General features: G+C 62.9%; 19 protein-coding genes and 3 riboswitches. Of the genes, 8 read left to right on the top strand and 11 right to left on the bottom strand.

Annotated elements, in window-relative coordinates; all coding sequences use genetic code 11:
* Positions 1 to 107: 107 nt before the first annotated feature.
* The 5 genes from ABEA23_RS07700 to ABEA23_RS07680 form a co-directional block, all read right to left on the bottom strand.
* Positions 108 to 1,370: an acyl-CoA dehydrogenase family protein gene (locus tag ABEA23_RS07700; protein WP_345477477.1), complete on the bottom strand. Its 1,263-nt coding sequence runs from the start codon at positions 1,368 to 1,370 to the stop codon at positions 108 to 110.
* 11 nt (positions 1,371 to 1,381) lie between these two features.
* Entirely contained in the window at positions 1,382 to 2,602 is a 1,221-nt protein-coding gene (locus ABEA23_RS07695) for an acyl-CoA dehydrogenase family protein (protein ID WP_345477476.1), read from the bottom strand.
* A 7-nt stretch (positions 2,603 to 2,609) separates the two neighbouring features.
* Positions 2,610 to 2,709, bottom strand: a riboswitch (SAM riboswitch).
* Between the two features lie 98 nt (positions 2,710 to 2,807).
* A complete protein-coding gene (locus tag ABEA23_RS07690; protein ID WP_345477475.1) occupies positions 2,808 to 3,644 on the bottom strand; it encodes an ABC transporter permease in 837 nt (278 codons plus the stop codon).
* Between the two features lie 19 nt (positions 3,645 to 3,663).
* On the bottom strand, positions 3,664 to 4,713 hold the full coding sequence (locus tag ABEA23_RS07685) for an aliphatic sulfonate ABC transporter substrate-binding protein (protein WP_345477474.1): 1,050 nt from the start codon (positions 4,711 to 4,713) through the stop codon (positions 3,664 to 3,666).
* Between the two features lie 83 nt (positions 4,714 to 4,796).
* Positions 4,797 to 5,651 (bottom strand): ABC transporter ATP-binding protein, encoded by an 855-nt coding sequence (locus tag ABEA23_RS07680; protein ID WP_345477473.1) that lies wholly within the window; start codon positions 5,649 to 5,651, stop codon positions 4,797 to 4,799.
* Positions 5,652 to 5,662: 11 nt separating this feature from the next.
* Positions 5,663 to 5,764, bottom strand: a riboswitch (SAM riboswitch).
* A gap of 137 nt (positions 5,765 to 5,901) precedes the next feature.
* A riboswitch (SAM riboswitch) is annotated at positions 5,902 to 6,003 on the top strand.
* A 12-nt stretch (positions 6,004 to 6,015) separates the two neighbouring features.
* On the opposite strand from ABEA23_RS07680, the gene ABEA23_RS07675 reads away from it, so the two are divergent.
* From ABEA23_RS07675 to ABEA23_RS07640, 8 genes are all read left to right on the top strand, one after another.
* A complete protein-coding gene (locus ABEA23_RS07675; RefSeq protein WP_345477472.1) occupies positions 6,016 to 6,600 on the top strand; it encodes a flavin reductase family protein in 585 nt (194 codons plus the stop codon).
* Positions 6,601 to 6,648: 48 nt separating this feature from the next.
* Complete coding sequence (locus ABEA23_RS07670; RefSeq protein WP_345477470.1) at positions 6,649 to 8,751, top strand: acetate--CoA ligase; 2,103 nt, start codon at positions 6,649 to 6,651, stop codon at positions 8,749 to 8,751.
* Positions 8,748 to 10,100, top strand: coding sequence for an O-acetylhomoserine aminocarboxypropyltransferase/cysteine synthase family protein (locus tag ABEA23_RS07665; RefSeq protein WP_345477469.1), 1,353 nt, complete (start codon positions 8,748 to 8,750; stop codon positions 10,098 to 10,100). The genes ABEA23_RS07670 and ABEA23_RS07665 overlap by 4 nt, the downstream gene beginning before the upstream one ends.
* On the top strand, positions 10,100 to 10,633 hold the full coding sequence (locus ABEA23_RS07660) for a CoA-binding protein (RefSeq protein WP_345477468.1): 534 nt from the start codon (positions 10,100 to 10,102) through the stop codon (positions 10,631 to 10,633). Before ABEA23_RS07665 ends, ABEA23_RS07660 begins: the two co-directional genes overlap by 1 nt.
* 296 nt (positions 10,634 to 10,929) lie before the next feature.
* Complete coding sequence (locus tag ABEA23_RS07655; protein ID WP_345477467.1) at positions 10,930 to 11,595, top strand: SipW-dependent-type signal peptide-containing protein; 666 nt, start codon at positions 10,930 to 10,932, stop codon at positions 11,593 to 11,595.
* A 104-nt stretch (positions 11,596 to 11,699) separates the two neighbouring features.
* Entirely contained in the window at positions 11,700 to 12,254 is a 555-nt protein-coding gene (locus ABEA23_RS07650; RefSeq protein ID WP_345477466.1) for a SipW-dependent-type signal peptide-containing protein, read from the top strand.
* Positions 12,255 to 12,391: 137 nt separating this feature from the next.
* Positions 12,392 to 13,669, top strand: coding sequence for a S24/S26 family peptidase (locus tag ABEA23_RS07645; RefSeq protein ID WP_345477465.1), 1,278 nt, complete (start codon positions 12,392 to 12,394; stop codon positions 13,667 to 13,669).
* A 64-nt stretch (positions 13,670 to 13,733) separates the two neighbouring features.
* A complete protein-coding gene (locus ABEA23_RS07640) occupies positions 13,734 to 14,237 on the top strand; it encodes a hypothetical protein (RefSeq protein ID WP_345477464.1) in 504 nt (167 codons plus the stop codon).
* An 89-nt stretch (positions 14,238 to 14,326) separates the two neighbouring features.
* Here the strand turns inward: ABEA23_RS07640 and csrA are convergent, their stop codons facing one another.
* Genes csrA through fliQ form a run of 6 tightly spaced genes read right to left on the bottom strand, consistent with a single transcriptional unit; the run spans position 14,327 to position 19,939 of the window.
* Positions 14,327 to 14,701 (bottom strand): carbon storage regulator CsrA, encoded by a 375-nt coding sequence (csrA, locus tag ABEA23_RS07635; RefSeq protein ID WP_345477463.1) that lies wholly within the window; start codon positions 14,699 to 14,701, stop codon positions 14,327 to 14,329.
* Between the two features lie 25 nt (positions 14,702 to 14,726).
* Positions 14,727 to 15,752, bottom strand: a complete 1,026-nt coding sequence (locus ABEA23_RS07630; RefSeq protein WP_345477461.1) for a hypothetical protein — start codon at positions 15,750 to 15,752, stop codon at positions 14,727 to 14,729.
* The gene (locus ABEA23_RS07625) at positions 15,727 to 17,754 is read right to left on the bottom strand and encodes a flagellar biosynthesis protein FlhA (RefSeq protein ID WP_345478644.1); all 2,028 of its coding nucleotides are present in this window, start codon (positions 17,752 to 17,754) and stop codon (positions 15,727 to 15,729) included. Before ABEA23_RS07625 ends, ABEA23_RS07630 begins: the two co-directional genes overlap by 26 nt.
* A gap of 30 nt (positions 17,755 to 17,784) precedes the next feature.
* Positions 17,785 to 18,906 (bottom strand): EscU/YscU/HrcU family type III secretion system export apparatus switch protein, encoded by a 1,122-nt coding sequence (locus ABEA23_RS07620; RefSeq protein ID WP_345477460.1) that lies wholly within the window; start codon positions 18,904 to 18,906, stop codon positions 17,785 to 17,787.
* A complete protein-coding gene (locus ABEA23_RS07615) occupies positions 18,906 to 19,664 on the bottom strand; it encodes a flagellar biosynthetic protein FliR (protein WP_345477459.1) in 759 nt (252 codons plus the stop codon). The genes ABEA23_RS07620 and ABEA23_RS07615 overlap by 1 nt, the downstream gene beginning before the upstream one ends.
* Positions 19,664 to 19,939, bottom strand: coding sequence for a flagellar biosynthesis protein FliQ (gene fliQ / locus ABEA23_RS07610; protein ID WP_260072460.1), 276 nt, complete (start codon positions 19,937 to 19,939; stop codon positions 19,664 to 19,666). The genes ABEA23_RS07615 and fliQ overlap by 1 nt, the downstream gene beginning before the upstream one ends.
* Between the last annotated feature and the right edge of the window lie 2 nt (positions 19,940 to 19,941).

Genomic DNA, 19,941 nt, shown 5'->3' with positions numbered 1-19,941 from the left:
GCAGCCGGGCGCCTGTAGAAGATGTGGCGGCATCATGGTTCTTCGACGCCGCAGGGGATGCCCCGGCAGCGCTGCGAACTGCGCAGTGCCGCGGTAGGAGCACAGGATCAGGTGTAGAGCGAGAGTGGCTGGAACTCCCCGTTGAGGAAGTGCGCGCCGACTTCGAGCTTCTTGTAGTCCACCGGGTCATGCAGCGAGTGGGTGCGGATATTGCGCCAGTAGAGGTCGAAGCCGTGTTTGGAAGCCGTCGAGGAGGTCCCGGTGGCTTCGAAGATCTGGTGTGTCAGCTGCGTGGCAACATCGGAGGAGATGACCTTCAGCTCTGCGATCTCGACAGCCAGTTCGCCGCGGACCTCTTCGGTGACGGCCGCTCCCAGGGCAAGCACCTGCTCGTAGCGGCGGTTGATCTTTTCCGCCAGGGCGGCCACTGCTGCAACCTGGGATTTGAAGTCACCGACCAGGCGCTGCACGAAAGGATCGTGGCGGTATTTCTCCGCCGTTGAGAGGAACCAGGCATTGGGACGGGCATTGATCAGATCCCGAGCCTTGTTCAGCGCACCCTCTGCGATGCCCAGGTAGAGGTTGCCGAAGGCCAGCTGAATCCCGGGTGTGACCAGTGTGGAATAGGGCTCATCGGTGAGATAGCCCAGGACATCCTCAGGGTTCACGCGCACCTGATCGTAGGTCACGGTGTTCGACGAGGACAGGCGCTGCCCCAGGAAGTCCCAGTCATCGACGTAGGTCACACCTTCGCGCCCGTTCTCCAGAACGAAGGCCAGAATCCGCCCTGCTTCGGGTCCTGCGCTGATGCGTGCGTTGACCAGCAGCGCGTCTCCGACCGCGGATCCGGTGGAGTAGCGTTTCTTACCGTTGAGCACCCAGCCCTCAGCCTCTGGTACCAGGGTCAAGTCGGGATCGGTGGGGTTGACGGAGTCGCCCCAGATCCACTGCCCGGCAGCGGTGGCACGGAACCAGCGCTGCCGTTCGGCGGCGTCGGTAATTGTCAGGACGATGTTGCCTTCGTTGATGTAGTGGTAGGCCAGCAGCTGGGAAATGGAGGCATCCGCGCGGGCGAGGATGCGCACCACGGTCAGGGCGGTGGACCAGTGGCCGCCGCCTCCGCCGTGCTCCTTCGGCACCAGCAGGCTCACCAGTCCGGAGTCTTTGAGGAGCTTCGCCTCAGCGAAGGGGGTCGCATTGGCACGGTCGCGCTGGATGGCGTCGGCTGCCAGCTTCTGCGCTAATTCCTCAGCGATTCCGCTCCAGTGCTGCAGCTCTTCCTCGGTGGCCCAGCCGGCGTCAACCCAGTGTGAGCGCGGCTGAAGTGCTGTATCTGTCTCTGCTGGTGGGGTCAGTGTAGTTTCAGACATCCTGGTTCCTTTCAGGCTTTGGTGGTGTCAGGTTCGCCGACGCTCCAGAGGCGGACCGGGTCGGTGCCGTTGACCCGAAAGTCCCCGGCGATCCGGGCCTTATAGACCCATGGGTTGTGACTGGTCACGGTCCGGGCATTGCGCCAGTGGCGGTCCAACCCTTTGCTGCGGTCTGTGCCGGAGGCTCCCAGAGCGTCGAATACTCGGGTGGTGGCCTCCAGCACCGGCTTATGCAGTGCCACCTGTGCACGTCCGGTGGCCAGCTCCACCTGGTTGGCTGCCTCCAACTGCTGCTCCGCATCTCCTCCAGCGGCGGCGAAGGCCGCATCCAGGGCACGCGCTGTCTCTAGCACTTGAGCACGCGCCAGGTGAGCTACCGCATCGACTTCCCCCACGGCCTGGAGCAGCTGCGGGTCGGTGTTGGGAGTGGCGGTATTGGCGTGGGTATAGGTGCGGCTGCGGGTGGACAGTGCTGCGGCGATATCCCGTGCCGCCGCTTCGGCGATTCCGGCGAGCACAATGAGCAGCACATGCTGGTACAGCGCGGTCTGGTACGGGAACCGCTCGTGCAGCAGCCGCAGTTCGGATTCGGCCACTGCGGCGTTTTCCAGCACCATAGAGCCCGAAGCCGTTGTGCGCTGGCCGATCCCGTTCCAGTCGTCCTGGATTGTCACTCCGGGCTGGTCCCGGGCCACCAGCACCGCAAGCTCCTGGCCCTGTTCATCCCGGGCGGTCACATCCAGCCAGTCCGCAAACAGGGATCCTGTGGTGTAATACTTCACCCCATTGACCACCGGCCCGCCTGCGGACTCGGACACCACGGTTCCGGAGCGGTGAAATCCGCCCTTCCCCGGTTCGGTCCAGGCGTTGCCTGCGAGTTCACCGCGGCCCAGGCGCTGCAGCCAGCGACGGGCGGGCTCATCGGGTTCACCGCGCCACAATGCGTCTTCCTGGACCGCGAGGTGACCCCGAATGGCCTGTGGGATATTGCTGTCCTGGGCGGCGAGCTCCACCAGCAGCTCGGAAGTCTGCACCCAGTTCAGTCCGAAGCCGCCGTAGGACTCCGGCACCCGGAGTCGGCCGATGCCTGCCTCTGCTAGGCGGTCGATCTCCGCTGTGGGAAGCACTCGGTTCAGTTCGCGTTCGAGCGTTCCTGCACCGACGGCCTCAATGGCATCCAGCAACTGCTGCGGAACCGGCAGCTGCGTGGATACGGGCACACTGATAGACATGAAAATTCCTCCATCGATTCTGGCGTTAGCACCATGACTCCCTGTATTGGGGAGCCGGGTTGCTGCGACGTCATCGGGCCAGATCCCTCAGTCGCTCTGGATGGGTTGTTCAGTTATTTACTCTAAATGATCAGTGATCATTATCGTCAATTCAGTCGGTGCGGAGCGTCACAAACCGTAAGACAGCCAGCACCTTGGTGCCGGTTTAAGCCCAGGTTTTCAGAGCTTTGCGCTCAATAAGCCCCAGCAGTGCGTCAGAGAACTTGCCGAGCACAGCAAGCATCACAATGGCCAGCAGCAAGCGGTCAGTGCGCCCGTTGTTCTGGGATTCAGTCAGCAGGAATCCCAAGCCCTCTGCCGCACCCAGCAGCTCCGAAGCCACCAGGAACAACCACGCTTGAGCCAGCCCGATCCTGAGCCCAGCGAATACAGTGGGTACGACGGCGGGCAGCTGGACAGTTGTCAGCAACCGCACCCCGTGGAACCCGAAGGCCCGGCCAGCCTCTACAAGCTGCGGATCCACATGCCGTAGTGCAGTGTGAACTGCAGTGAAGACGGGGAAGAAGGCACCGATGGCGATCAGCAGCACCTTGCCTTCTTCGCCCAGCCCGATCCACAGCAGGATCAGCGGCACCCACGCCAGTGAGGGCACCGCCCGGACAGCTCCCACGGTGGGGTTCAGCAGGGCATCGGCTAGCCGGGAGAGGCCCAGCAAGGACCCCAGCAGAAGTCCAGCGCCAGCGCCAACCGCAAAGCCCAGCAGGACCCGCTGGAGGGATATCCCGATATGGGCGGTCAGGGCCCCTGATTCAAAGAGCCCAACTCCGGCATTGAACACCCGCTGCGGTGGGGGTAGCTGAACATTGGTGAAGATATTCAGCACATCAGTGGCCAGCCACCACAGCACCAGCAGCACAATAGGGACGATCAGCCCCAGCAGGATTTTCCCGCCGGGCAGTCTTCGGCCCGCGCTGGTTCTGCCAGCTGAAGCGGAGCTGTTCTGAGCGGGCTGGTCAACGGGTGTGGCAGGTGCAGAAGTCATGATCGTTCAGGTCCCCTGATTAGTCTTCTTCATCGGAGATATTGGCCTCATCGGCGGCGTTCTCGGTGCCGGCGGCGTCGGTGGCTTCACGGTTCTGCGCGAACTCGGGGTGGAACAGAGTCTCCAGAGCCTCATCCACCTCATCTTGACTGTCCACATCCCCGTTCTCTACGAAGTAGGGACCCGCGGCCTCCAGCGCCTGGCGCAGCTGATCCCCGGGAACCGGGTCGATATCGAAGTTCACGCGCTCACCGAGGACTCGCTGCGCAACCTCCAGCTCGATCCCGGAGTACTCGGCGAGGATCTCCGCGGTTTCCTCCGGGTTCTCGATCGCCCATTCTCGGGCTTGCTCGTACACGTTGACCACAATCTGGACTACATCGGGATGTTCTTCGATGAAGTCGGCGGGGGCACTGAGGACTGAATAGCTGTTGAAGTCCACATTCCGGTAGACCAACTCCGCACCGTCGAACTCAGCACCTGCCATGATCGGGTCCAGTCCGCTCCAGGCATCCACCTGGCCGCTGATCAGCGCCTGGCGGCCATCTGCGTGCTGCAGTGCCTGGACCTCGACATCGTCAAGAGACAGACCGGCCTCATCCAGGGATCGGGCGAGGAAGAAGAACGGGTCGGTGGCCAGAGTTGCTGCCACAGTCTTGCCTTCCAGATCCGCAGGGCTCTCAATACCTGAATCAGGCATCGTCACCAGTGCGGTCCATTCCGGCTGAGACTCAATGAGGATGGTCTGGGTGTCAGTGCCCACGGAGCGGTTCAGCAGCGCCGCAGACCCGGCAGTGGAGCCGATGTGAATATTGCCGGCGCGCAGGTTTTCGTTGGCTCGGTTGGAGCCGTGGGACTGAACCCATTGGACGTCGACGTCGTGCTCGGCAAGTTCCTCTTCCAGCCAACCGTGTTCCAGAATCACCAGAGACAGCGGGTTGTAGGTGGCGAAGTCGATATTCAGAGTCTCAAGCTCGTCATTGCTGCCTCCGCAGGCGGTAGCCGAGAGCATGGCTGTCGCCGCTGCGACGCCGATCAGAGACTTGAGCTTCAAAGATGCAGTGGGCATAACGGGGCCTTTCAGGCAATAAAGAACGGCAAAACACAAAGGTCTTTAGGGCAGGGATCGGCGAGCGGCCAGGGCCGGGGAGCTCAGTGCGAGTCCACGCCGAGGCCCGCGTAGAGTTCTCCACGCAGTCGGGCCAGTTCCGCTGATGCTCTCTCCCGGGGGCGCTGCCCGGGAACGGTGAGCAGCTGTTTGATGGTGGCCCCTTCTGGAGCGCCTGACTCTTCACCCGCTGCAGACGTTGGTGCGCCTAGCAGCAGGATTCGGTCAGCCAATTGCAGGGCCTCATCCACATCATGAGTCACCAGCAGCACGGTGGTGCCGGTCTGGGCGTGCACATCCAGCAGCAGGTCCTGCATTTTCAAACGAGTCAGGGCGTCCAGCGCACCAAAAGGCTCATCCAGCAGCAGGACGCCGGGTCGGCGGGCGAGCGCCCGGGCCAGTGACGCCCGCTGAGCCATGCCGCCAGAGACTTCGCGGGGTCGCAGATGAGCGCGTTCAGCCAGGCCGACGAGCTCCAGAAGCTCGTCCACCCGCTGGTTGCCCTCAGGTTTGGGCAACCCCCGCGGGAGCCCCATGTGAATGTTCTTGCGCAGTGATCGCCAGGGCAGCAACCGGGGCTCCTGGAATCCGACGGCGGTGCGCGGGTCGTATTTGGCCACCGGCTCACCGTTGATCAGAATCTCACCCTGATAGCCGTGGTCGAGTCCTGCCACGGCACGCAGCAGCGTGGACTTACCACAACCCGAGGCGCCTAATATCGCCACCACTTCCCCAGGGCTGACCTCCAGGCTGACATCACGCAGCACTGTGCGCTGCCCAAACTGCCGGCCCACATCACGGAAGCTCACGTTCAGCGAGTCCTGTCCACTGCTCTCAGCTGCTGTCTCAGAGGTGGGGACCGGAGTCTGGACGCGTTCAAGGGTGGGTACAGATGACATGAAGAAACTCACTCCCATCGGTTCTGGCGTTAGCACCGTGACTGCTGATGACTCAGCCAGCCGGGTTGCTGCGACGTCGTTGGGCCAGATCCCTCAGTCGCTCTGGATGGTTTGCTGCAAAGCTGTTACAGCGTAAATGTTCACAGCTTGTCTACGCCACACTCAGTGACCAACGCCAGTCACAAAATGCAATGTCTCGGAATGTGACACGGTTTTTGCTCAGCTCAGGAAGCGCGGCGTACGGTTAAAGCGTCCATCTCGAGCGGCCGAGAGATCTGGCTCTTTGACGCCGCAGCAACCCGGAGCTGTTTTTATCAGCACTGCCGGGTGCTACCGCCAGGACCGATGGGAGCGTGTATTCCTTATGACCTTGTCAGCGGCAACTCTGGCCCACCCCAATGCAGGGCACAAGCCCAGCAGCGACGACTCCACCGCACACAATCCGTCCAGTTCCGGAGTCCAGTCCCTGGATTCTCTGCAACTGCGCCGCGCCTTCGCGCAATTTCCCCAGGGCGTAGTGGTGGTGGCTGCACACATCAACGGAGCCCCGGAAGGCCTGGTGGCCTCCACCTTCACCGTGGGAGTCTCCCTAGAACCGGCGCTGGTGACATTCGCCGTCCAACACAGTTCCAATACCTGGCCCCGACTCCGGGAAGGTGCCTCCCACCTGGGAGTGTCAGTTATCGGCGCCGACCATCATGGGCTGTGCCGGCAGATTGCCTCCAAGGACCGCGCCGGGCGTTTCACCGGAGTGGACTACACCACCGACGACGGCGCGCTGCTCCTCGATGGTGCACCGCTGTGGCTTAAGACTCGGGTCTATAACGAGTTCACCGCCGGCGACCACGACATTGTGGTCCTAGAAGTTCTGGACCTCGGACTCGACGAACAGGCCCCGGGCCTGGTTTTTCATCGCAGCGAATTCAAGCCGCTTTCCGAAGCAGCCTGAGCTGCCTGATCCGTCCGCAACTTAAGTCCCCCAAGCGTAAGCAGAACTGTGCCCACTACCACTCCCCGCACCAACCAGTCCCCCTACACTGCCCAGGTCCACACCTGGGACACGCCCAGCGAAGCCAGCGGTGATGAACGACAGCGCCTGGACTTCTGGGATCAAGCCGCTTCCCTTCTCGAGTGGGACCGCCCCTGGCAGACCACCCACCACTGGACACCACCGAACCCGCAGACCCGCCGCGGACCGGTGATCCGCTGGTTTGAAGAAGGCAAGCTCAATGCCGCCGTCAACTGTGTGGACCGCCACGTGGCCGCCGGACGCGGGAGCAAAATCGCACTGCACTTTGAGGGTGAACCCGGTGATCGCGCCGATATCAGCTACGCAGAGCTGAAGGACCTGGTCAGCCAGGCAGCCAACGCCCTGCAGCGGCTGGGCATTGGCCACGGCGACCGTGTGCTCATCTACCTCCCGGTGCTGGTGGAGACCATCGTGATCACCCTGGCCTGCGCCCGCATCGGAGCCGTGCACCAGTTGGTCTTCGGCGGCTTCTCGGCTGAAGCGCTGCGCTTCCGCGTCTCGGACACCGGCGCGAAACTGCTGGTCACCTCTGATGGGCAGTACCGCCGGGGTGCAGCAGTGCCGGTGAAGGAGAATGCCGACGCCGCCGTCACCGGCCTCACTGTCGATGAAGGCGGCAGCGTGGAGCATGTCCTGGTGCTGCGCCGTACCGGCAGCGACATCTCCTGGACCACTGATGACCTCAACGGCGACGGCCTGGGTCGAGATGTGTGGTGGCACGACGTCGTCGACACCGCATCGACAGACCATGAGCCGCAGTTCTTCGATGCGGAGAATCCGCTGTTCATCATGTATACCTCCGGCACCACGGGCAAGCCCAAGGGCCTGGTGCATAGCACTGGCGGGTATCTCACCGGTGCGCTCTACAGCTATCTGCGGCTCTTCGCCCACCCTGATCCGGACCAGCGCGATCATGATGTCCATTGGTGCACTGCCGACTTAGCCTGGGTCACCGCCCATACCTACGAGATGTATGGCCCGTTGGCCGCCGGGGCCACCCAAGTGATCTACGAAGGGGTGCCCAATGTGCCCCATCCTGGCCGGCATTTTGAGATCATCCAGCGCCACCGGGTGACCAGCTACTACACCGCCCCGACCCTGGTGCGCTCCCTGATGGGCTGGTTCCCCTCAGGGATCCCCTCCGAGTACGACCTCTCCTCCATCAGGCTGGGCGGCACCGTCGGTGAGGCCGTCAACCCCGAGGCCGCTGACTGGCTGCGCCGCGAAGTCGGCCGGGACACCCGCGACGCCCAAGGCCGCCCGGCGCTTCCGCTGGTGGATACCTGGTGGCAGTCCGAGTCCGGTTCCACTGTCCTCTCCCCTCTCCCGGAGCTTCGCGAGGCGGGACTGTTCAAACCCGGATCGGTTGCTCGGCCCCTACCGGGATGGTCAGTGGAGGTAGTCGACGAGTTCGGCAACCCCAGCGGTACCGACATCCAGGGAAATATCGTCATCACTCGTCCCGGGCCCTCCATGGCGCGCGGGGTATGGGGCAATCCCGAGCGTTTCTTCACCTCCTACTGGGAGAAATACGCCCATGCTGAAGATAGCCGTGGCTGGTTCCTCGCCGGGGACGGCGCCCGGCGCGATGCGGGCGGCGATATCTGGATTCTGGGGCGCATAGACGACGCCATCAACGTCTCCGGACATCTGCTCTCCACCATTGAGATTGAATCCGCCCTGGTGACCCATCCCGATGTGGTGGAGGCCGGCGTCGCCCCCTGCTACGACGCGACGACCGGTCATGCCGCCGTCGCTTTCACAGTGCTCTCCGCTGCAGCCAGGGAGCGCATTGAAGGTGATGCTGCCGCCGAAGAGGAGCTCATCCAGTCCCTGCGCGCGCACGTGGGTAGCGTCATCGGGCCGGTGGCTAAGCCCCGGACAGTCATCCCTGTGCCGGAGGTGCCCAAGACTCGCTCCGGGAAGATCATGCGACGGCTGCTGACCCAGCTCCATGACGGGGACACACTCGGCGACACCACAAGTCTTCAGAATGAACCCTGCGTCCCTAAGATCAAAGAGATCTGCGAACAGCGGAGCACAGCTCCTAAGAAAGAGGTTGTTTCATGAGCGAGCACGACAGCGCGCGCAACTCCGGCAGTGCCCAAGCCAACCGCACCGGCGGTGAGCGCACGCAGTTCGGCTTCCGCACGCGCGCCCTGCACGCTGGTGCTGTACCCGATGCCGTCTACGGCAGCCGGGCAGTGCCCATCCACCAGTCCACCTCTTTCGTGTTCAAAGACACCGACGACGCCGCGAACCTCTTCGCGCTGCAGAAGTTCGGCAATATCTACTCCCGCATTGGCAACCCCACAGTGGCCGCACTGGAAGAACGCCTAGCATCCCTTGAGGGAGGCATCGGAGCGGTGGCCACCGCCTCGGGTATGAGTGCCGAGTTCCTGGTCTTCGCCGCACTCTGCCAGCAAGGCGATCACATTGTGGCCAGCTCCAAGCTCTACGGCGGCACCGTCACCCAGCTGGATGTTTCGCTGCGCCGCTTCGGAATCGAGACCACCTTTGTGAACTCGGACGAGGCCGAGGATTTCAAAGCCGCGCTACAGGAGAACACCAAGCTGATCTTCACCGAGGTGGTGGCCAACCCCAGCTCCGATGTCGTCGATCTCCCGGGACTGGCCAAGGTCGCCCATGACCACGGCATCCCGCTGGTGGTGGACTCCACGCTGACCACCCCGTATCTGCTGCGTCCCATTGAGCACGGCGCAGATATTGTGACCCACTCAGTGACCAAGTTCCTCGGCGGGCACGGTACTACCCTGGGCGGCGCGATTGTGGAATCCGGGAAGTTCCCCTGGAACAACGGCAAATTCCCGCAGATGACCGATCCGGTGGAGTCCTACGGCGGGCTCTCCTGGTGGGGGAACTTCGCCGAATACGGTTTCCTGACCAAAATCCGCGCCGAGCAGCTGCGCGACTTCGGACCATCATTGACCCCGCAGGCTGCCTTCCAGCTAATCCAGGGTGTAGAGACCCTCCCCCAGCGCATGGATGAGCATGTGGCCAACGCCCAGAAGGTCGCCGAATGGCTTGAGGCAGACCCCCGTGTGGACTACGTGAACTTCGCCGGACTACCCAGCCACCGCCACCACGAACGGGCTCAGCAGCTGCTCCCCAAGGGAGTGAGTTCGGTCTTCAGCTTCGGCATCGCCGGCGGACGCGAGAATGGCGAACGCTTCATCGAAAGCCTGCAGCTGGCCTCCCATCTGGCCAATGTGGGCGATGCGCGCACCCTGGTGCTGCACCCGGCCTCGACCACTCATCAGCAGCTAACTGCTGCACAGCTAGAAGCTGCAGGCATCCCCGAGGACCTGATCAGGATTTCTGTGGGCCTTGAAGATGTTGAAGACATCATCTGGGACCTGGACCAGGCCCTGACGGCTGCGACTAAGGGAGAGAACTGATGACCACCGCCAGTGCTGAAAACACCGCCGAGCACCCTCACGGCCGGTGGGAGGAACCAGGTCCAGCCCGTCGACTTCAGCTGCTGCGGGAGGCCAAATCCGTGGCGATTGTGGGCATGTCCAATAAACCTGCTCGCGCCAGCTACTTCGTAGCGACCTACTTACAATCCGACTCCAGCTACAAGCTCTACTGGGTCAACCCCGGGCTGGTGGGCAAAACAGTGCTTGGCGAGCCCGGTTACGCCTCGTTGAACGACCTTCCCGAGGCACCCGATATTGTGGTGGCCTTCCGCAAGCCGGAAGATCTTCCCGCCCTAGCAGAGGAAGCAGCCGAAGCCGGGGCGAAGACGCTATGGGTGCAATTGGGCCTGCATTCTGATGAAGCCATGCAGCGCGCCACTGACCTGGGACTGAACGCGGTGCAGAACCGCTGCATCAAGATCGAGCATGGGCGCTTCCACGGCAACCTGCATCTGGGCGGATTCGACACCGGAGTGATCAGCGCGAAACGTCAGGTGACTGACTCCCGCTGAGGTACGTCATTCCGCGGCAGAGAGTCGCGCCACAGAGGAGCCTCGTCCCGCAGATAGTTGCAGGACGAGGCTCCTCTGCTTCTCGGGCTGGTTGGCACCTACAACCTCACTCGAGATCGTGCCCTGGTGGTACTTGCGGGCAGACCAGCAGAAGTTACCAGTTTTTATTTACTCCAGGCGATTAATACCTAGTAAATTCTACTAGGTTGCTGTTTTAACGGCACTTAAATAGAGTTATTGACACCGTAAAGGGATTATTGACTTCCTGCCGTACGCACTGACCCAGAGGCGAACTCATGACGCGTCATTCCGCACCCCAGCACTCCCCCACTGACGACCAGCCTTCCGGCCAGGGCCGGCGTAAGGCCCAAGCCATTCTGGCGGGCGGTCTCGTCCTAGGCATTGGAGCTGCGGTGACGCTCGCGGCCTGGAACGACTCTGAGTTCGCCCAGGGCGTCTTCGGCGCCGCATCCTTCAACCTGGAGGGCAGTGAAACAGGACCGGAAGGCCCTTACCAGAATCACGACGAGCTGGCTGAGGCAGCGACGCTGAACTTCGCTGCCGCCAACTTAGTGCCAGGGCAGACGGTCTACGAGCCCTTCTGGGTACGCCTGGACGCGGCCACCACCGTCAACGGCACAGTGGAGGCCGGCGGTGTCTCGTTGGTGGACAGCGACGGCGCAAACATCGAGAACTTGTCTTATAGCGTCATTCACATTGATCCTGATGCCGTCTGCGACGCAGACGCCTCCGGCGAGGAGATCCTGACCGGCGAGACACTGGCAGCCAGCCCGGCTGACAGCGGGTCCTCACCCTTCGCCCTGACATTCGGCGTAGAAGAAGAGGCAGGGACCCCGGTCCAGCTGTGCTTCGCCGTCACAGCAGTCGACGGCGAAGCACTCGTTCAGGGCGAGTCCACCGAGGCCACCTGGGAGATCATCGCTACTTCCGACGACGCCTGATGCCAGCGGGCCAAGGACCCTGTACTCCCATGAGGTCGCATGCGACAAGAAGGCGACAACGGCGCCAGCTGCGTCGTTCACGCCGAATACGAGCCCTTTTGGCCGTGGGGCTCGTCCTGGGTGTGGGGGCCTCCTCCACCCTAGCGGCGTGGAATGATTCGGAGTACGGCCAAGGGACCATCTCCTCCGGCGTGTTCATCACGCAAACTTTTGATCCCGCTGCCAGCGGTGGTACGTGGCGCGCAACCGATGAAGGCTCGCCGGCGACGATGACCTACAGTGCGGCAAGCGGGCTGACGCCCGGACAACACACCTATGGCGTATTCAGCGTCCGCACCTCACCGGATTCTGTACCTGGCACGCTGCTCTTCAACGGCGCTGCCCCCAATACTTCCGCGCTGCATGGTGCTCTGCGCTACGGAGTCCGGATCATCAGCGACAGAAACTGCACCGAGGGCTCTTTCAACGGCGCTTCCGGCAGCACCGTCGTACCGAATGGGAGCATTCTGAGCACTCCTGCCGCATCCGCGCAGAACGCGCCCACAGGAGGCACCACCATCCATTACTGCATTCGCGTGACGCTTCCCAGCGGAGCCCCAAATTCGCTTCAGGGCCAGACCACGACACCGCGGTTCTCCGTCACCGGCACCAGCTCCTAGCGCTTGAGAGGGAGGTCAGCATTTTCGCCCGCATTCGGTTCATCGTCATAGAGGCCCTGCTGTGGATTGCGGCAGCGGCAGGGCTGATCTCGATCGCCCTCGTGTTCTGCGCCTATGCGTTCAACATTTCGCTCATCATGTTCCGCACCGGTTCTATGGAGCCCACAATTCCTGCAAGTTCTGTGGCCGCGGTCCAGGAAATCGAGGCCTCCCAGGTTGAAGTGGGAGATGTGCTGACAGTTGATCGTCCCGGCCAGCTACCGGTGACCCACCGCGTGACCTCAGTCAGCGCAGGTTCTACAGCGCATGAGCGTGTCATCACCATGCAGGGTGATGCCAACGAGGCGGAGGACCCTGCACCCTATGTCATCACTGAAGCGAGACAGGTGTTGTTCTCCGTTCCTGGGGCGGCGAACGCGGTCAGCCAGATGAGCAACCCGTATGTGCTGGGCGGCGTGACCCTTGGTGCGTCGGTTCTGGTGATGTGGGCTTTCTGGCCCAAGGGGACCGGCAGGTCGCCTGTGCGAGCCGCCCGCACACGCTCACGTTCCGTGGCAGCCTCTGAGGCACCAGGCTCCGAGGAGAAGGACGCTCGTCGCGGTGATGCGCGTGCACAAGCGGCACCTGTATCTGCGCCGGCAGGAGATACCCGGCGAGCTCGGCGGATGCGCCGCGAATCTGCACCCACGATGATTCTGATGATCACCCTGGGTGCAGGATCGATCATCCTGGCGACCCCCGACCGTGCCGCAGCCCAGCCGGACGAGGAACTGCTCACGGAAGTGGTCACGAGCCGATACTTCACGCTGACGTCTACCTACCGTCCTGACCAGCGTGTGAATATGACACCAGGCAGCACTGCAGTCTGGGACTTGGCAGTCGACGCCGAAACTCCCACACCGGGTTCTGTGAGCGCAGGGATAGCCATCTACGGGGATTTCCCGTTGGTCGTCTCCGTCCAAAGATGCTCATCCGAGTGGGCATACATGCCGCGGGACGCGCAGCCAGCTGCCTGGAGCTGCAGCGAGGCCCCAGGGACTGTCCTCGATGACTCGATCATCGCCTCGGACGGCACTGTCGAATGGTTCTATGAGTTCAGCTCAGAAGAAGAGGTGTGGCTGCGGGTGATGACCACCTTGCCTGACGGCGTCCCTGTTCCACCAGAGGCTGAGTCCCTGGTGAGGGTCTATATAGAGGGCGCCGCCCTTGAGGATGGCCTGGTAGTGGACAACGGGCTCGGCGTCACCGGTACGCCGTCGGACGGGTCGGACCAGGGTCTGCGGGATCCAGACGGGGAACTCGCCCAGAGCGGGTTCGGGCTGCTGTGGCTGGCAACAGTAGCTCTAGGAACAGTGGCCGTCGGCAACCTCCTGCGCGCCCGTGAGAAAAAGAGCATGGCACGCCATGAGTACTGACACCCCTACCGGACAGTCCAGATCCCGGGAACTGGTCGGCTTCGGGAGAAGTCGGCGCGTCCTTATGGCTATTCTGATCCCGACAGTGGCTTTGAGTCTCGGCGCGCTCAGCGCAAAGGAGCAGCCAACAGAGCACACCGATGCCACATGGCAGTCCCAGCAACACGCCGCGAGCCCGCTGACCTCCGGCATTATTCCCGCGCCGGCTCTGGTTTCCTGTCGCTACCTGCCTGGGCTTCTTGGTCTGGGAGCACGTGTCGAGCTCACCTGGTCCCTTCCGCAGGGCTACACGCTCAGTGAAGCACAGGTGCACGCCTCCACTTCTGGTGTGGGCTCGGTTCTTGCACCTCTGACCGGCTTCAGCATGACGCAGAACACCGTCATCAGCTCCGGTAACTACGTCACCACAGTGCCGGTCAACCTTCTGGGCGGTCTACTGGGTCTCGGCTCCGAGCTGGAACTCTCCGTAGTGGTGTCCCGCCATGGTTGGACCACCCAGAACCCCCGTATAGCAAGGGCGAACCCTGGCCTTGTGGGTGGCCTTGGCGGTTCCTGCCGGCTGATCTAGGAGACGAACGGTCGTCGTCGGGCCTGCTCAGCTATCGGCTGGTGGTGGGACGAGCCTTCTCTAGCCCTGACCGCTCCAGTCTGCCAGTACTAGGACTCGCCCGTCTGTGGTCCATTGGCCTCAGGTTCTGCCACATCTGTACTGCGCCTATCTGTACTGCGCTTATCTGTACTGCGCTTATCTGTGCTGTGGTCATTTGAGCTGCGGTCCTCGGTGTCAGTTTGCTGCAGCGCAGACACGCCAAAAAGCGCCTTCAGTGCGGATTCAGTCGTCGAATCGGCACTGCGAGCAGCCTCCACATTGGTGTCGGCTACAGAAAGCACAATCTCCCGGCGCTGGACCTTCACGCTGCGCGGTGCGTCAATGCCGATCTTGATGCCGTCACCGCGTACTTCGAGAACGGTCACCACTACATCGTCCCCGATCAGAACCTGTTCTCCGACCTTCCGCGTCAACACCAGCATGGAGCAATCCTAGTCTTTGAATCGGTCATACCGGTCCTTGGGCGCCTCTTCCACCATCAACTGCGCCCAGCACGGGAAGACCCAATTGCCGCACCGACTCAGGCGAGGTCGTCTCCTCTACGCCCAGCGGCAGCACGCCATCGACTTTCCTATGCTCGGCCAGAACACTGAGCCAGGCGCGTGTGTCCTCCGGCTTCCTACGTGCATCCACCGCCGCCCACAGCTGATCGGCCTCCAGGATCACCGGAGCATCAGCGCCGCTGCGCACCTGTCCACGGGGGAACTTCAGCGGCACCAAAGCTAGGACCGGCACCTGCTCCGCCACCGCTTCGGCACGAGCCAGCAACAGGCTGCGCCGCACCTCGTGCAGCGAATCCTCCGCATGCCGGGAGGCATCCCAGGTAACAGCCTGCTGAAGGCCCAACTGGTCACCTGCCAGCCGGGCATGGTCGGCTAAACCGGCGACGACGACCACGGCCCCTGCTGCCGACAAAGGAACCGGGGCACCTGGGCCCTGTTGCGGGCCCGGCTCACGCAGCGCCTTCCACAGGTCATCCATCAGGCGGGCGAAATCCTCATCCTGGTCATCCAGAAGCCCCCGCTCACGCATCCGCTCCGAAGGCAGTCTGCCCTGAGATTCAACGAATCTTTCAGCCTCGACGGACGACGAAAGGGACATGGGCGACGACAGGGACACAGTATCGCGGTCGTCGTTCTGCGCCTGTGTGCCAGTCCCTGATGGACCGGCCGCGGCGGTGGAACCGGGCTGGCTCCTCTCGCGCTCGGCATGGGCTTCGAAGTTCTTCTTCGGCGGCGGGGGCAGCAGTTTGCGCTCTCCTGCGGCGGCGCCCAACTGCGAGCCGGGGGCAGTACCCGGGGCCGACACCTCCACAGTGACCTCGTAGTAGGCGCGCCCGAAGAATCCCGCCACCCCGCCTGCGCTGATGCGTTCTGTCGCAACAATCCTGGCGCTGGGCCCGTATTGTTCCACAGCCTGAGCACCCAGCTGGGCCAGCGATGACCCTCTAAGACGGAATCTGTTCTGTTCCACGCACCACCCCTACTGTCTCGATCTCTGATCCCACGGCGGAAGCCTCCTGGTAGGACAACACGGCAAGGCCCCCGGCCTGCGGTGAGACCAAACGGCGCACGGCAGGACGCAGCGCCGGCGCACAGACCAGCACCGCGTTCTGGCCGCGGCTCTCCACCTGCGCCACGACATCCCGGACAGCCGCGTGAATCGCCTCTATTCGAGATGGCTCCAGCACAATCTGAGCACCGTTCTCGCCGGGTCGCAGGCCTTCCAGCATGGCCTGTTCCAGGCTGGGGTCGAGCATGATGACCCTCAGCCGCCCGTCGTCGACGTATTTATCTGCAATGACCGGTCCCAGCGCGGATCGGGCAGCCTCAATCAGTTTCTCCGGCTCAGTGGAGGACTTGGCCTGCAGCGCCAGAGCCTCGTAGATGCGCGCCAAGTCGTTGACCGGCACCTGCTCCTCGAGCAGACCCTGGAGTACGCGCTGGACTTCAGCCAACGTCATCAGTGAGGGCACCAGTTCGTCTACTGCGTTGGGGCTGTATTCCTTCAGCGCATCGGTAAGCACCCGCACATCCTCACGCGTCAGAAGTCGGGCGGCATTCTTCTGAATCAACGTCGATAGGTGGGTGACCACTACTGAGACCCGGTCAACGGTCATGGCACCGGTGAGTTCAGCGTTGTGCCGAAGCTCCGCAGGCACCCATTTGCCTTTGAGTCCAAAGACCGGTTCGGTCAGCTCAGGTCCCGGAAGTGACCCGAGATTGTCCCCGAGCGCCAGGATCTTCCCGCGCGGAATCTGGCCGCGTCCCACCTCCACTCCAGCCAGTCGGATCGCATAATGACCGGCCGGAAGCGCCACGCTATCGCGGGTGCGCACGGGTGGAACGAGGATGCCCAGATCCATGGCGATCCGCTTGCGCAGCGCTTTGACCCGGGCCAGCAGGTCATCACCTCCGCCACCCACAATGTCCACCACATCGGGCGCCAGCTGGATCTCCAGGGCGTGCACCTTCATCTGTTCGATCAAGTCCTGGGTGGTCTCCTCAGGGGTCGCGACAGCCGCTGCCTCTTGACGCTGGGCTTCCACCTCATCGGCGGCCTTCTGCCTGCGCATCCGCCAAGCGGCAAAGATCAGTACCGCGCCCACGCCCAGGAACGGAAGCCTCGGCATCCCGGAGATCAGGCCGATGCTGATGGCTGCCACACCTGCTACCAGGAGCGCAGTCTGGGACTGCGAAAGCTGGCGTGAGGCCGTCGAGCCCAGATCCGACTCCGCCTGGGAACGGGTCACGATCATGCCAGTGGAGACGGCCATCAACAGCGCCGGGATCTGAGTCGCAAGTCCATCGCCCACGGTCAGCAACGCGTAGGTGTTCAGGGCATCCTCAACACCCATGCTCTGCTGCAGCATGCCGATGGCGATGCCGCCCGTTAAGTTGATGAGGGTGATGACGATGCCGGCGATCGCATCTCCCTTGACGAACTTCGAAGCACCGTCCATCGCCCCGTAGAAATCAGCCTCAGCGGCGATCTCCTCGCGCCGTCGTCGCGCCTCTGTCTCGGTGATCAGACCGGCGTTGAGGTCCGCGTCAATGGCCATCTGCTTGCCCGGCATCGCGTCCAGAGTGAAGCGGGCGCCCACTTCAGCCACACGTTCGGCACCTTTGGTGACCACCACGAACTGGATGACTACCAGGATCAGGAAGATCACGAAGCCCACAATCAGGCTGCCGCCCACGGTGATCTGTCCCAAGGCCCCGATCACTTCACCGGCGTACCCGTTAGTGAGCACCAAACGCGTGGAGGCGACGTTGACGCCCAGGCGCAGCAGCGTCATGACCAGCAGCAGCGAAGGGAACACTGAGAAGTCCAGCGGTCTCTTCACGAACATCGTGGTCATCAGGATCAGCACCGCCGTGATGATGTTGATGACGATCAGGACATCCAGCAGGGCGGCCGGGATGGGGATGACCAGCAGCATCACAATGGCCACCACCCCCAGCGGGACCGCCATCTTCGGGAAGTTCACCAGTTTCACTGGTCCTCACCTGCTCTCTGAACTGCTGCGCTGTGCTGCGGAGGTGACCGGACCATCCGGCACCGTATGGACTCCGGCGGCCGATCCGCGGGCTTTAAGCGCCATTACGAAGGCCAGTACCTTGGCCACGGCGGTGAAATGCTCCACCGGGACGTCCTGGCCCACTTGGCATTCGGCGTGCAGGGCACGCGCGAGGGGCACATCGCGGACCAGCGGGACGCGGTGCTTCTGTGCCTCTTCGCGGATGCGGGTAGCCACATGACCAGCCCCGCGCGCCACGACTTTGGGGGCTGCCATGCCGGGGGTGTACTGCAGGGCTACTGCAAAATGCGTGGGGTTGACGACGACGACGTCGGCTTGGCCCACCGCAGAAATCATCCGGTTCCGGCTGACCTGCAGTTGGCGCGAGCGGCGCTGCTGCCTGACCAGCGGATCACCGTCAGTGCGTTTATTCTCGTCCTTGATCTCCTGGCGGGTCATCATGGTGTGCTTACGGTTGCGCCGGGACACCACCACAATGTCGATCGCCGCCAATGCGATCCCAGCCAAGATCGATGCCTGCAGCAGCATCAGGGTGCCGCCGCCGGCTGAGGCCAGCAGGGCTGACATCGGCAGCATGCCGACCTCCAGCAGCTGCGGAATCAGCGCCTGGATCACGGCGTAGAGCATGATCCCCACCACTGCAGTTTTCAGCAGTGCCTTAGCCCCCTGCCACAAAGCCTGCAGACCGAAAGTGCGCTTCAGTCCGCTGACCGGATTAAGGTGGTCCACCTTGAGCCGGAACTTTCGGAAATGCACGCCTCCCTGGATAACTGCCCCGGCGGCTACGGCCACCACAACAGCCGCCAGCATGGGCCACAGCACGGCCATCACCGAGGCCAGCCCTTCACCGAGCAGCTCCACGACAACCTGCGGCTGGGGGGAGGCCACCACCGATTGCACCGCACCCAACTGCTGCCTCCCTGCTTGGAGTCCGGCCTGCAGCACCATCGGGAGGGTCACAGCCGCAGCCGCGATCCCCAGCCAGGCGGTAAGGTCCTGGGAGCGTGAGAGTTTGCCCTTCTCGCGGACCTCTTTCATCCGCTGCGGGGTGGCCTTTTCTGTCCGCTCTCCGGCTGGCTCTGACATCAGATCACCCCCCGGAAGAGTTCAAGTCCGGCACCCACCAGGGTGGAGACTGCTGAGGGCAGCACCACGAACACTGTGCCGGCTAGGGCCAGAGTGAGGAAGATCTTCAGCGGGAAACCCAGGGAGAAGGCGTTCAGCGCGGGTGCCACGCGGGTGAGCAGGCCGAGTCCGGCATCTGCTAAGAACAGCACCACCAGCAGCGGCCCGGCGATTTCTACCGCAGCCAGGAACATCTTGCCCACTCCGGTGATGGCGTTCCCGGTCAAGGCACCCAGGTTCAGCCCCGCGCCCAGAGGCAGCGCGTCGAATGAGCGGAAGAGCCCGGCGAAGACCAACTGATAGGCACCCGAGGAGACCAGCAGAGCTATAGCAGCTAAATAGAAGAGCCGCGTGAACTGTGCGCCGTTGATCTGAGAGCCGGGGTCAAAGGCCATAGCCAGCTGGAATCCGCCAAAAAGGTCAACCAGTCCACCGGCGGATTGGATGGCCGCGAAGACCAGCATCACCAGAAACCCCAGCCCTGCCCCGGCGATCACTTCCTGGATCAATGCCGCCAAGTACTGCCAGGTATCCAGTGGGACATAGCTCTCCAACGCCCGGGGGACCACCGGCAGCGCCAGGGCGGCACCCATCCCCGCGCGGATGCGCATGGGAATACCGCCGTGGGAGAAGGGCGGGGCGATAACGATGAACGCAGTAATCCGCACCGCTACCAGCAACGCGGCCTCTATCCAGGTCAGCGGCAGAGTGACTTCCACTAGCCGCCTCCCAGAAGGGAGGGCAGCCGGTCAAAGAGCAGGTGGGTGAACTCCACGATCTCGGTGATCATCCAGTGCCCGCAGACCAGAAGCGCGATGGCCACCGCGGCCGCTTTGGGCACGAAGGATAGGGTGATCTCCTGGATCTGCGTCATCGACTGAAACAGCGAAATCGCGAAGCCCACGACCAAAGAGGTGATGAGGATAGGCGCGGCGAGCTTGGCAGCTGTGAGCAGCCCTGCCATGCCGATGTCTAGTACAGCGTTGGTATCCATAT

It is taken from the genome of Nesterenkonia rhizosphaerae, assembly GCF_039544555.1.
Classification (GTDB): Bacteria; Actinomycetota; Actinomycetes; order Actinomycetales; family Micrococcaceae; genus Nesterenkonia; species Nesterenkonia rhizosphaerae.
This window is presented reverse-complemented; position numbering and strand designations above follow the sequence as displayed.

Bases quoted from the DNA above. Each gene is read 5' to 3' on its own strand.
- ABEA23_RS07680 (WP_345477473.1), bottom strand. From the start codon at position 5,651: ATGTCATCTGTACCCACCCTTGAACGCGTCCAGACTCCGGTCCCCACC.
- ABEA23_RS07675 (WP_345477472.1), top strand. From the start codon at position 6,016: ATGACCTTGTCAGCGGCAACTCTGGCCCACCCCAATGCAGGGCACAAG.
- ABEA23_RS07620 (WP_345477460.1), bottom strand. From the start codon at position 18,906: ATGTCAGAGCCAGCCGGAGAGCGGACAGAAAAGGCCACCCCGCAGCGG.
- ABEA23_RS07695 (WP_345477476.1), bottom strand. From the start codon at position 2,602: ATGTCTATCAGTGTGCCCGTATCCACGCAGCTGCCGGTTCCGCAGCAG.
- csrA (WP_345477463.1), bottom strand. From the start codon at position 14,701: ATGCTGGTGTTGACGCGGAAGGTCGGAGAACAGGTTCTGATCGGGGAC.
- ABEA23_RS07625 (WP_345478644.1), bottom strand. From the start codon at position 17,754: ATGGCGGTCCCGCTGGGGGTGGTGGCCATTGTGATGCTGCTGGTCATC.
- ABEA23_RS07665 (WP_345477469.1), top strand. From the start codon at position 8,748: ATGAGCGAGCACGACAGCGCGCGCAACTCCGGCAGTGCCCAAGCCAAC.
- ABEA23_RS07690 (WP_345477475.1), bottom strand. From the start codon at position 3,644: ATGACTTCTGCACCTGCCACACCCGTTGACCAGCCCGCTCAGAACAGC.
- ABEA23_RS07685 (WP_345477474.1), bottom strand. From the start codon at position 4,713: ATGCCCACTGCATCTTTGAAGCTCAAGTCTCTGATCGGCGTCGCAGCG.
- ABEA23_RS07645 (WP_345477465.1), top strand. From the start codon at position 12,392: ATGTTCCGCACCGGTTCTATGGAGCCCACAATTCCTGCAAGTTCTGTG.
- fliQ (WP_260072460.1), bottom strand. From the start codon at position 19,939: ATGGATACCAACGCTGTACTAGACATCGGCATGGCAGGGCTGCTCACA.
- ABEA23_RS07700 (WP_345477477.1), bottom strand. From the start codon at position 1,370: ATGTCTGAAACTACACTGACCCCACCAGCAGAGACAGATACAGCACTT.
- ABEA23_RS07660 (WP_345477468.1), top strand. From the start codon at position 10,100: ATGACCACCGCCAGTGCTGAAAACACCGCCGAGCACCCTCACGGCCGG.
- ABEA23_RS07655 (WP_345477467.1), top strand. From the start codon at position 10,930: ATGACGCGTCATTCCGCACCCCAGCACTCCCCCACTGACGACCAGCCT.
- ABEA23_RS07640 (WP_345477464.1), top strand. From the start codon at position 13,734: ATGGCTATTCTGATCCCGACAGTGGCTTTGAGTCTCGGCGCGCTCAGC.